General features: G+C 67.7%; 10 protein-coding genes. 6 read left to right on the forward strand and 4 right to left on the reverse strand.

Features of this window, described 5'->3' with window-relative positions:
- From KIP79_RS49085 to KIP79_RS45320, 4 genes are all read right to left on the reverse strand, one after another.
- Window positions 1-1,256, reverse strand: a 1,256-nt coding sequence (locus KIP79_RS49085; protein ID WP_372453762.1) for an RCC1 domain-containing protein, incomplete at its 3' end; no start/stop codon positions are given.
- 321 nt (window positions 1,257-1,577) lie between these two features.
- A complete protein-coding gene (locus KIP79_RS45310; protein WP_214111271.1) occupies window positions 1,578-2,177 on the reverse strand; it encodes an SRPBCC family protein in 600 nt (199 codons plus the stop codon).
- On the reverse strand, window positions 2,174-2,515 hold the full coding sequence (locus KIP79_RS45315; RefSeq protein ID WP_214111272.1) for an ArsR/SmtB family transcription factor: 342 nt from the start codon (window positions 2,513-2,515) through the stop codon (window positions 2,174-2,176). Before KIP79_RS45315 ends, KIP79_RS45310 begins: the two co-directional genes overlap by 4 nt.
- A gap of 53 nt (window positions 2,516-2,568) precedes the next feature.
- Window positions 2,569-3,036 (reverse strand): ATP-binding protein, encoded by a 468-nt coding sequence (locus KIP79_RS45320; RefSeq protein ID WP_214111273.1) that lies wholly within the window; start codon window positions 3,034-3,036, stop codon window positions 2,569-2,571.
- A 279-nt stretch (window positions 3,037-3,315) separates the two neighbouring features.
- Between KIP79_RS45320 and KIP79_RS45325 the strand changes: the two genes are divergently transcribed.
- The 6 genes from KIP79_RS45325 (at window position 3,316) to KIP79_RS45350 (ending at window position 11,340) form a co-directional block, all read left to right on the forward strand.
- Entirely contained in the window at window positions 3,316-4,182 is an 867-nt protein-coding gene (locus KIP79_RS45325; protein ID WP_214111274.1) for a Sco1979 family transcriptional regulator, read from the forward strand.
- A gap of 176 nt (window positions 4,183-4,358) precedes the next feature.
- Entirely contained in the window at window positions 4,359-5,714 is a 1,356-nt protein-coding gene (tig, locus tag KIP79_RS45330; RefSeq protein ID WP_214111275.1) for a trigger factor, read from the forward strand.
- 215 nt (window positions 5,715-5,929) lie between these two features.
- Complete coding sequence (locus tag KIP79_RS45335; RefSeq protein ID WP_214111276.1) at window positions 5,930-6,574, forward strand: ClpP family protease; 645 nt, start codon at window positions 5,930-5,932, stop codon at window positions 6,572-6,574.
- Window positions 6,571-7,233 carry an ATP-dependent Clp protease proteolytic subunit gene (locus tag KIP79_RS45340; RefSeq protein WP_214111277.1) on the forward strand — a complete coding sequence of 221 codons (663 nt, stop codon included), beginning with the start codon at window positions 6,571-6,573 and terminating at the stop codon, window positions 7,231-7,233. The genes KIP79_RS45335 and KIP79_RS45340 overlap by 4 nt, the downstream gene beginning before the upstream one ends.
- A 191-nt stretch (window positions 7,234-7,424) precedes the next feature.
- Entirely contained in the window at window positions 7,425-8,702 is a 1,278-nt protein-coding gene (gene clpX / locus KIP79_RS45345) for an ATP-dependent Clp protease ATP-binding subunit ClpX (protein WP_214111278.1), read from the forward strand.
- Between the two features lie 58 nt (window positions 8,703-8,760).
- Window positions 8,761-11,340: a valine--tRNA ligase gene (locus tag KIP79_RS45350; protein WP_308170243.1), complete on the forward strand. Its 2,580-nt coding sequence runs from the start codon at window positions 8,761-8,763 to the stop codon at window positions 11,338-11,340.
- Window positions 11,341-11,823 lie beyond the last annotated feature (483 nt).

An 11,823-nucleotide genomic window follows, 5' to 3' on the forward strand; every position in this document is an offset into this window, starting at 1 on the left:
GGGGGGGGGGGGGGGGGGGGGGGGGGGGGGGGGGGGGGGGGGGGGGGGGGGGGGGGGGGGGGGGTGTGGACGTCGATCAGGGTGGTGATGGTGGCGGTGCCGACGGCGAGTTGGAGTGCCTGGGTGAGGCCGGGGACCGGGGTGGGGGTGGTGACGTGGTCGGACGGGGTGCCGGTGCCGAGGGCTCCGGAGGCGTTGGAACCCCAGGTCCAGACGGTTCCGTCCGCGCGTACGGCCGCGGTGGTGGCGCCGCCGCCTCCCTCGACCTGTACGACATCCGTCAGCGGCACCGCCACGGGGGTCCGGCGTTCGGACCGGGTGCCGTCGCCCAGTTGGCCGGAGGTGTTGGCACCCCAGCCGTACACGGTTCGTGCCGGGTCGGCGATGGCGAAGCTGGAGCGCTGACCGGCGGAGATGTGGGTGGCGTTGGTGAGACCGGGCACCCTTGTCGGGACATATCGCGGTACGGACCCGCCCACGCCGAGTTGACCGGCCGCGTTGTTGCCCCAGGCCCATACGCTCCCGTCGGAGCGTAATGCCATCGAATGCACGCCGGTGGGGGAGGCGGCCACCTGGACGACCCCGGTGAGGCCGGACAGTTTGACGGGGGTCGGGCGGTTGACGGTGGTTCCGTCGCCGAGTTCCGCGTAGCCGTTGTGGCCCCAGACCCAGACCGTCCCGTCGGCGGCGAGCGCGAGGCTGTACCGGTAACCGGCGGCGACCTGGACGATATCGGTGAGGCCGGCGACGCGCTGCGGCGTGGCGCGCCCGATCTGGGTGCCGTCGCCCAGTTGGCGGTAGAGGTTCTCGCCCCAGGCCCAGACCGTTCCGTCATGGGCCAGCGCCAGGATGTGGTTCGCACCGAGGGAGAACTGGGTGATTCCAGGCGCGTCCACGACCTTCGGGGAAAGGGTCACCTCTCCCATGGGGAGTTTGCCCCAGACGTACAGACGCTGATCGATCCCGAGTCCGGCCCCGAACTCACCGCTCACCGCCACTTGCCGGACATATCCAGAACGGTAGGGAGAATTGGGCAGCCTGCCGACATCGACGGGAGTCGGGTGGTTGACGGTGGTTCGGTCCCCGACCTGGCCGACGTCGTTGAGACCCCAGGCGGTGATGGTGCCCTTGTTGGTGTTCGTGGCGAAGGCCGTGTTCGTGGCGGCGAAGGCCGTGGTCGTGGTCGCCCCGGCCGACAGCAGGCCGACGGAGAGCAGGGTGGTGGTGAGCAGTGCCGTCAGGCGTCCCGTTCTCATGGCCGACCACCGTCCGAGGCGCGCCGGGAAGGGGGAGTGTCGGTGCGGCGGCCAGGTCCCGGACGCCGGGTGTCCCGCCTTACCCCCGGAGAGGCGGGCCGTGGGCGGCGTCCCGCGCCCGGTTCGGGGCGCTGGGGCCGCCCGTTGCCGGGCTTCTCCCGCGCCGCATACGGAAGAATGCACACTTCACGCATTGGCGTGTCCTTTTCGTTATCTGGTACGAACTCCTCTCACATTCCGGCGTTCCTTGGGCGTTCCACGGTGGAACGGGCTGTCACACGTCCGAGCACATGCGCGGCAATCCGGCACCTGAAAGCGTGATCAAGGGGCGAACTGCGCCCGGGCCGCCTCGACCGCTGCCGCGATCTCCTCCTCGGTGGCCAGGCCGCTGGCCCGCAGCGCCTGCTCCCATGCCGAAATGGAATGGCGGGAGAACTCGATCGTCTCCGGCGAGTTGGCCGCCGCGACCGGATCGCCGCTTTCCTCCCCGGCCAGGTAGAGCCCGAGCCCGAGCAGCGCGCCATCCCACCCGGGCCCCACGTAGAGCGCTCCCGCGACACTTCCCGCCAGCGCCACCGGCACGGCGTGCTCGAGTTCGAACACGGTCCCCGCCTCCTCGGCGGTCAGCCGGATCTCGACGATGCTGGTCTCGTGGCCGTACGACACCCGCAGTAGCGAGGGCTCCTCGCAGGCCAGGATCTGCCCGTCGGCGTTCCCCTCGACCTGGAACCGCCCGCCCACCCGGAACTCCCCGGTGACCGGAAGGAACCACCGCTTCAAGCGCTCGGGATCGGTGATCGCGTCCCAGACGTCCGCGATGTCCGCCGGATATGTCCGACGTGTTACGGCCGAAACCGTTTCCCCGGGCTTGCCCCCGATTTCCCGCTGGATGGCGGCGATCTGCTGCAGTATGTCGATCAACTCTCTGTCTCCTTCGCGTGTCGGCGCCGGCCCCGGGCCAGCTCGGTGCCCAGCGCGTCCAGCCGCTGGTCCCAGAATCGCCGGAACTGATCGAGCCACACGTCCACCTCGCGCAGGGCCTCGCTCCGCACGGCGTAGAGCCGCCTGGTGCCCTCGGGCCGCACCGTCGTGAAACCGCTCTCTCGGAGCACTCGGAGATGTTGGGAGACGCCTGGCTGGGAGATGCCGAACTCGGCCCGGATGGTCGTGGTGATCTCGCCCGAACTCTGTTCGCCCGCCGCCAGGAGCTCCAGGATCCGGCGGCGTACCGGATCGCCGAGAACGTCGAACGCGTGCACAACACCTGTTTATCAAGCAGGCTTTATATAACTCAACCGTGATAGATAAAGTTTCAGTCCTCGGTACGGAAGAGCGCCCAGACCGCCTTGCCGCCGGCGGACAGGACGTCCCAGCCCCACGCCTGGCTGTAGGTTTCCACGATGTACAGCCCGCGCCCGTGTTCGGAGACGAAGTCCGGTTCCTTGGGGGTGGGGGCCTCGTCGCTCGGGTCGGCGACGGCCAGCAGGACGTGCGGCGCGAGCCGTAACAGCATGAGGGTGATCGGCTGGTCGACCGCGCGATCTAACGGATACAGGGCGTAACGGACGGCGTTCGTCACCAGTTCCGAAACCACCAGGGTCGCGTCGTCGGTCAGCTCCGAAAGTCCCCACTCCCGGAGGGTCGACCGGGTGACATCGCGGGCGGTCTTCACCGAATCAGCCTGGGGGCGGAGCGGGCATGTCGTAGCCTGGGAGTCCGGTGCATCCCGGAGTAACCGCTCAAACCCCATGTCGCGGGCGGATATGGGATTGTCCAACATCCTGCCCCGCTCCTCCCGCTCGCCAGATTTGAGAACTAGTGCACGTTTGGCCCAATATGCACTACGCCATCATGGGTCAACCGCACTCGCCCTGCAAGACCCAAATGCACGTGCAGTTGCCCCGTGCAGTTGCGTGAATCATTGCGTCCCTGTGAAATGGACACGAACTTCAGACCTTGTCTTCGTGGCCGGAAGTGGTGACACTGTGTGGGCTGGGCGTGCGGTGATGTCGCTGCGGCGGCGTCCCGGCGACACAACCAAGTTGAGAGGGAGGGCGCCGTGACATTCACCCAACAGGGACAAGGTCCGACGGCCCTCCGCATCCTCCTCGGCACGCAGCTGCGCAAGCTGCGCGAGGAGAAGGGCATCACCCGACACGACGCCGGCCACCTCATCCGCGGCTCGGAGTCCAAGATCAGCCGCATGGAGCTCGGCCGGGTCAGCTTCCGCGAACGCGACGTCGCCGACCTGCTGACGCTGTACGGCGTGGCCGACGCCGACGCCCGCGGCGCCATCCTGGACCTGGTGGAACGGGCCAACGAGCCAGGCTGGTGGCACCGCTTCAACGACCTGCTGCCCTCCTGGTTCCAGGCCTACGTCGGGCTGGAGGAGGCCGCGGAGCGCATCCGCACCTACGAGGTCCAGTTCGTCCCCGGCCTGCTCCAGACCAAGGAGTACGCGCGCGCCGTGATCACCGCGGGCGCGGTGGGCGCCGCCCCCGAGGAGATCTCCCGCCGCGTCGACCTGCGGCTGGAACGCCAGCGCGTGCTGGAGGGCCAGCGCCGCCCGACGTTCTGGGCGGTCATCGACGAGGCCGCGCTGCGCCGTCCGATCGGCGGCATCGACGTGATGCGCGGGCAGATCCAGCACCTGATCGAGCTGATGGACCAGCCGAATGTCACGATCCAGGTGATGCCCTTCAACTTCGGCGGCCACGCCGCCGAGGGCGGCGCGTTCAGCATCCTCCGCTTCCCGGACGCCGAGCTCCCCGACATCATCTATGTCGAACAGCTCGGCAGCGCGTTGTACCTCGACAAACGCGAGGAAGTGGATCGGTACAGCGAGGTCATGGAACGGCTCTGCGCGGTCAGCACCACCCCTGCGGAGACCATTGACATCCTCAGAAAGATCGCGCAGGAGCTCTGAGTCGTCGCTGTCGGGTGCCGGTCTGCCCTAGACTGCAGTTTGGCGCTGGACACCCGCCGCAGTGGAGCATGCCCATTCGCCCATCCGCCCTTTCCGCGTGGGCGCGCGCGACGTGCCTGAGGAGCTGTGGATCACGTGCCCGCGATCACCAGATGCTTGATCAAGGAGACCACCCAGTGAAGACCGCTGTCGAGGAGCTCAGCCCCACTCGGGTGAAGCTCACCGTCGAGGTGCCGTTCGAGGAGCTAGAGCCGAGCCTGCAGGCCGCCTACAAGAAGGTCGCGCAGCAGGTGCGCGTCCCCGGCTTCCGCCCCGGCAAGGTTCCGGCCCGGATCATCGAGCAGCGCTTCGGCCGCGCGGTGGTGCTGGAGGAGACCCTCAACGACGCGCTCCCCAAGCTGTACGGCCAGGCCGTCGACGAGATCGACGTCTTCCCGGTGAGCCCGCCGGAGATCGAGGTCACCAAGATCGAGGACGGCACGCAGGTCGAGTTCACCGCCGAGGTGGACGTGCGTCCGGCCTTCGACGTGCCCTCCTACGAGGGCACCGAGATCGTGGTCGACCCCGCCGTGGTCTCCGACGAGGACATCGACCTCCAGCTGGAGGGCCTGCGCCAGCGCTTCGCCACGCTGACCGGCGTGGAGCGCCCGGCCGCCCGCGGTGACTTCGTGGTGATGGATCTGCGCGCCGAGATCGACGGCCAGAACCTGGACGAGCAGCAGGCCGCCGACGTCTCCTACGAGGTCGGCGCCGGCTCGGTGCTCCAGGGCCTGGACGACGCCCTGGAGGGCCTGTCGGCGGGCGAGGAGAAGACCTTCCGCACCACCCTGGTCGGCGGCGAGAACGCCGGCGAGGAGGCCGACGTGATCATCAACGTCAAGTCGGTCAAGGAGAAGGTGCTGCCCGAGCTGGACGACGAGTTCGCCCAGCTGGCCAGTGAGTTCGACTCGCTGGCCGAGCTGCGGGACAGCGTGCGCGAGCAGAGCCGCAGGAACAAGCTGATCGAGCAGGTCGTGCAGCTCCGGGAGAAGGCGGTGGACGCGCTGCTGGACAGCATCGACATCCCGCTGCCGGAGAGCGCGCTCAAGGCCGAGATCGACGCCCGCAAGCACAACCTGGACCACCAGATCCAGGAGAGCGGCCTCAGCCGTGAGGCGTACTTCCGTCTCTACCAGACCACCGAGGACGAGCGCTTCGCCGAGTTCGAGACGAACTCCGCCAAGGCCCTGAAGTCGGGCTTCGTGCTCGACAAGATCGTCAAGGCCGAGGACATCGGGGTGAGCGAGGAGGAGCTCACCAACTTCGTGGTCCGCCGGGCCGCCCAGCTGGGCGTGGCGCCCAACACTCTGGCCCAGCACCTGGCCGACAACGACCAGCTCACCCTGGCCATGATGGAGATCGTCCGGGAGAAGGCCAAGACCGTCGTGGGCGACGCCGCCAAGGTGACCGACACCGACGGCAACGACGTCGACATCCAGGCCATCTACGCCGAGCTCAACCCCGCCGCACAGCAGGGCGCCGCCGCCGAGTAACTTCACGCGTTCCGGCCCCCGGTGGACATCCACCGGGGGCCGTTCGTCTTTCCGGCCCCGCCGATCCAGAGGATTGGCAATAAACACGTACAAAATGGGCTTGCCCCTCCATGCGCCGTCAGCGAACAGCATCATGAGCGGGCATGAGGGGTCCGTTGCTGGGGTTAGGGTCACAAGCAAAGCCAATCGATTACGACGCATCGGAAGGTGACGCTGTGACCAGCCCGCCGACCTTCTTCTCGCCCACCACTTTCGGGCCCGAGTCGCAGGCGCAGCCGAATGGCGCATTCCGGCTAGAGGACCAGCTCTACCAGCGGCTGCTGCGCGAGCGCATCGTGGTGCTCGGCACCCAGGTCAACGACGAGGTCGCCAACCGGCTCTGCGCGGAACTGCTGCTGCTCGCCGCAGACAACCCGGACCGTGACATCTGGCTCTACATCAACTCTCCCGGCGGTTCAGTGACGGCCGGCATGGCGATTTACGACATGATGGAGTACGTGCCGAACAACGTGTGCACGGTGGCAATGGGCCTGGCCGCGTCGATGGGCCAGTTCCTGCTCTGCGCCGGCGCGCCCGGCAAGCGGTACGCGCTGCCCAACGCCCGCATCATGATGCACCAGCCGTCCGGCGGCATCGGCGGCACGGCGGCCGACATCGCGATCCAGGCCGAGCAGATGCTGTACGTCAAGAAGACCCTTGCCGAGCGTATCGCCTTCCACACCGGGCAGCCGATCGACCAGATCGAGCGGGACTCCGACCGGGACCGCTGGTTCACGGCCGAGGAGGCCAAGGACTACGGCTTCATCGACCACGTCGTGCGCAGCGCGCGGCAGGTGCCCTCGGAGGGCGCTGTCTCATGACTGGAGCTTCCGAAGTGAGTGACCTGATCAGGCCGGGTGACATCAACGGCCGCTACATCATCCCCTCGTTCGTCGAACGCACCACGTACGGCGTCAAGGAGATGAACCCCTACAACAAGCTCTTCGAGGACCGCATCATCTTCCTCGGGGTGCAGATCGACGACGCGTCCGCCAACGACGTGATGGCGCAGCTGCTGACCCTGGAGTCGCTCGACCCCGACCGGGACATCAGCATCTACATCAACTCGCCGGGCGGGTCGTTCACCGCCATGACGGCCATCTACGACACGATGCAGTTCGTCCGCCCGGAGATCCAGACCGTCTGCCTCGGGCAGGCGGCCTCGGCGGCGGCGGTGCTGCTCGCGGGTGGCACGCCGGGCAAGCGGTTCGCGCTGCCGAACGCGCGGATGCTGATCCACCAGCCGTCCACCGAGGGTGGCGGTCAGGGATCGGACATTGAGATCCAGGCTCGGGAGATTCTCCGGATGCGGACGCTTCTGGAGGATATCGTGGCAAAGCACACAGGTAAGTCGTCTGAGGAGATTCGCCGCGACATCGAGCGCGACAAGATCCTCAATGCGGCGGAGGCGAAGGCGTACGGGCTGGTGGACGACATCATCCCGTCCCGCAAGCGTCAGGCCGTGGCGGTGAAGGCCTAACTAGGTCATGCGCACCGGAACGGTGCCCAAGAGGGCACGTTCCGGTGCGACTCGCCGCTAGGGGGCTCACTGAGGGCCCGGGAGACGGTAACGTCGAAACCTGAGCGGGATGACGTTTTCGCACCGAAGTGACTGGCGCGGAAGAAACGGACCGCGTCAGCAGGGCGGTCCCACGCAAAGGAGTATCTGGGGTGGCACGCATCGGCGACGGGGGAGACCTGCTCAAGTGCTCGTTCTGTGGCAAGAGCCAGAAGCAGGTCAAGAAGCTCATCGCCGGACCAGGCGTCTACATCTGCGATGAGTGCATCGACCTCTGCAACGAGATCATCGAAGAGGAGCTCTCCGAGTCCTCCGAGCTCAAGTGGGACAACCTTCCCAAGCCCCGCGAGATCTACGAGTTCCTCGACGCCTACGTGATCGGCCAGGACAAGGCGAAGAAGGCCCTGTCCGTCGCGGTCTACAACCACTACAAGCGGGTGCAGTCCGGCGAACGCGGCCGGGACGACGGCCTGGAGCTGTCCAAGTCGAACATCCTGCTGCTCGGCCCCACCGGCTCCGGCAAGACCCTGCTGGCGCAGACCCTGGCCAAGATGCTGAACGTGCCGTTCGCCATCGCCGACGCCACCGCGCTCACCGAGGCCGGGTACGTCGGGGAGGACGTGGAGAACATCCTCCTCAAACTCATCCAGGCCGCCGACTACGACGTCAAGAAGGCCGAGACCGGCATCATCTACATCGACGAGGTCGACAAGATCGCCCGCAAGAGCGAGAACCCGTCGATCACGCGAGACGTCTCCGGCGAGGGTGTGCAGCAGGCGCTGCTGAAGATACTGGAGGGCACCACCGCCAGCGTGCCCCCGCAGGGCGGGCGCAAGCACCCGCACCAGGAGTTCATCCAGATCGACACCACCAACGTGCTGTTCATCTGCGGTGGTGCCTTCGCGGGCCTGGAGAAGATCATCGAGTCCCGGGTGGGCCGGAAGGGGATCGGCTTCAACGCCATCATCCGGTCCAAGGAGGAGATCGACGCCTCCGACATCTTCAGCGACGTCATGCCGGAGGACCTGCTCAAGTTCGGCATGATCCCCGAGTTCGTCGGCCGGCTCCCCGTGATCACCAGCGTGCACAACCTGGACAGGGAAGCCCTCATCCAGATCCTCACCGAGCCGCGCAACGCGCTGGTCAAGCAGTACCGGCGCCTCTTCGAGCTGGACAACGTGGAGCTGGAGTTCACCGCCGACGCCCTGGAGGCCATCGCCGACCAGGCCATCCTGCGCGGCACCGGCGCCCGCGGCCTGCGCGCCATCCTGGAGGAGGTGCTCCTGTCCGTCATGTACGAGGTGCCCTCCCGGCAGGACGTGGCCCGCGTGGTGATCACCAGGGAGGCCGTGCTGGAGCACGTCAACCCCACGCTCATCCCACGGGACCAGCTCAAGCAGCAGCGCGCCCCGCGGGAGAAGTCCGCCTGAACCGGGGCGAGCCAAATCGCGGCGGGTGTACGGCTGAGTGCTCCTAGAATTAGGCAGCGTGACGACGCCTGAGCTTCCTACCCAGTACGCCCCTGCCGATGTCGAGGCCCCCAGCTATGAGCGATGGGTAGCGGCCGGATACTTCGCAGCGGACCCGGGCAGCGGGCGTGAGCCGTACAGCATCGTGCTTCCGCCGCCGAACGTTACCGGGTCGCTGCATGTCGGGCATGCCCTTGACCACTCCATTCAGGATGCGCTGTCGCGGCGCGCCCGGATGCGCGGCTTCGAGACCCTCTGGCTGCCGGGCATGGATCATGCCGGCATCGCCACCCAGAACGTGGTCGAGCGCGAGCTCGCCAAGGAGGGCCTCTCCCGGCACGATCTCGGCCGCGAGGCGTTCGTCGAGCGGGTCTGGCAGTGGAAGGAGGAGTCCGGCGGGCGCATCCTCGGCCAGATGACCAAGCTCGGCGACGGCGTCGATTGGTCCCGGGAACGTTTCACCATGGACGAGCGGCTCTCCCGCGCGGTCCAGACGATCTTCAAGCGGCTCTTCGACGACGGCCTCATCTACCGGGCCAACCGCATCATCAACTGGTGCCCCCGCTGCCTGACCGCCCTGTCCGACATCGAGGTCGAGCACAGCGAGGACGAGGGCGAGCTCGTCTCCATCCGGTACGGGTCGGGCGAGAACGAGATCATCGTCGCCACCACCCGGGCCGAGACGATGCTCGGCGACACCGCGGTCGCGGTCAACCCGTCCGACGAGCGCTACGCCCACATGATCGGGCGCGAGGTCGAGCTGCCGCTGACCGGCCGGATGATCCCGATCGTCGCCGACGACCACGTCGACCCGGCCTTCGGCACCGGCGCCGTCAAGGTCACCCCCGCCCACGACCCGAACGACTTCGAGATCGGCCGTCGCCACAACCTGCCCTCCCTGGCCATCATGGACGAGCGCGGTGTGATCACCGCGCACGGGCCCTTCCAGGGGCTCGACCGCTTCGAGGCCCGCCCCGCCGTGGTCGCCGCGCTCCGCGCCGAAGGCCGCATCGTCGCCGAGAAGCGGCCGTACCTGCACGCCGTCGGCCACTGCTCGCGCTGCAAGACGGTGGTCGAGCCGCGTCTGTCGCTCCAGTGGTTCGTCAACGTCGGCCCGCTGGCCAAGGAGGCCGGCGACGCCGTCCGCGACGGCCGCACCCGCGTCCACCCGCCGGAGCTGGCCAAGCGGTACTTCGACTGGGTCGACGACATGCACGACTGGTGCATCTCCCGCCAGCTCTGGTGGGGCCACCGCATCCCGGTCTGGTACGGGCCGGAGGGCGAGGTCGTCTGCGTCGGCCCCGACGAGACGGCCCCCGAGGGCTACGTCCAGGATCCGGATGTCCTGGACACCTGGTTCTCCTCCGCGCTCTGGCCGTTCTCCACCCTCGGCTGGCCCGAGCAGACCGAGGACCTGGCGCGCTTCTACCCGACCACGGTCCTGGTCACCGGCTACGACATCCTGTTCTTCTGGGTCGCCCGGATGATGATGTTCGGGCTGTACGCGATGGACGGCGAGCCGCCCTTCCGCACCGTGGCCCTGCACGGCATGGTCCGCGACCAGTTCGGCAAGAAGATGTCCAAGTCATTCGGGAACGTGGTCGACCCGCTGGACTGGATCGAGCGCTTCGGCGCCGACGCCACCCGGTTCACCCTGCTCCGCGGCGCCAACCCCGGTTCGGACGTGGCGATCTCCGAGGACTGGGCGGCCGGTTCCCGGAACTTCTGCAACAAGATCTGGAACGCCACCCGGTTCGCGCTCATGAACGGCGCGGTCTCCACCGGGCTGCCGGACGAGCTCACCCCCGCCGACCGGTGGATCCTGTCCCGCCTGCGCACGGTCACCGAGACGGTGGACACCGCCTTCGAGGACTTCGAGTTCGCCAAGATCTCCGACGCGCTGTACCACTTCGCCTGGGACGAGGTCTGCGACTGGTACCTGGAACTCGCCAAGATCCAGATCGCCGCCGGCGGCCCGACGGCGGAGAACACCAAGCGAGTGCTCGGCCACGTGCTGGACGCGCTGCTCCGGCTCCTCCATCCGCTCGTCCCGTTCGTCGCCGAGGAGCTGTGGCGCGCGCTCACCGGCCAGGAGTCCCTGGTAGTCGCCGCCTGGCCGGTCCCCGACGCGGCCCACGCCGACCCTGGCGCCGAGGCCGAGATCGAGTCGCTGCAGACCCTGGTCACCGAGGTCCGCCGCTTCCGCTCGGACCAGGGACTCAAGCCCGGCCAGCGCGTCGCCGCCCGCCTCTCCCTGTCCGGTACGGCGCTGGCCGCGCACGAGGGCTCCATCCGGGCGCTGCTCCGGCTGGAGGAGGAGCCCGAGTCGTTCACGCCCACCGCGAGGCTGGCGGTCGGCGGGGTGACCGTGGAGATCGACACGGCGGGGGCCATCGACGTGGCGGCCGAGCGCAAGCGCCTGGAGAAGGATCTCGCCGTGGCCCGCAAGGAGCAGGCCCAGGTGACCGGCAAACTCGGGAACGAGCAGTTCATGGCGAAGGCTCCGGAGGACGTGGTGAGCAAGGTCCGGGCCCGGGCCGCCCAGGCCGAGCAGGACATCGCCCGGCTGGAAGCCCAGCTAGCGGCGCTGCCGGCCTGACCCGCCGCCGTATCGAGGGCCTGGAGGATCTCCTTCGGGCCCTCGATGTTTGGCGAGTCGTGGGCAGGGAATGATTCATTGGTTACCGAAGTAGCTCGCGGCATCCCCGTCGGGGTGCTAATGTTCTTGTACGCGATGGGAACGCGCCGGAACCCGGGAGGGGGTCGGATCGCAAGGCCCCTCGCACTCCCTCACTACTCAACCGGGGAACCGGGCGCCCTGCTACGGGCTCCAGTCACCCGGCGAGAGGGACGGAGCAAGGATGATCGGACGTCAAATCAATTGATTTGACAGAGATCGACGAGCTCCGGAGAATAGAAACACCCCCGAGCGGCAGGAACCCTGATTCCTTCTGGTTCGGGAGAACGTGTGCGTTTCTTGAGAACTCAACAGTGTGCTAAAAGCCAGTGCATGATGCACAACCCCGTCATTTTTGACGGATTCCTTTGGTTGACATTCATGTGAATGTTGGCCAGGAGCATT

It is taken from the genome of Acrocarpospora catenulata (assembly GCF_018476525.1).
In the GTDB taxonomy this organism is placed as follows: Bacteria; Actinomycetota; Actinomycetes; order Streptosporangiales; family Streptosporangiaceae; genus Acrocarpospora; species Acrocarpospora catenulata.

Excerpts from the sequence above, each read along its gene's own strand:
- KIP79_RS45320 (WP_214111273.1), bottom strand. The coding sequence starts at position 3,036 with ATGTTGGACAATCCCATATCCGCCCGCGACATGGGGTTTGAGCGGTTA.
- KIP79_RS45340 (WP_214111277.1), top strand. The coding sequence starts at position 6,571 with ATGACTGGAGCTTCCGAAGTGAGTGACCTGATCAGGCCGGGTGACATC.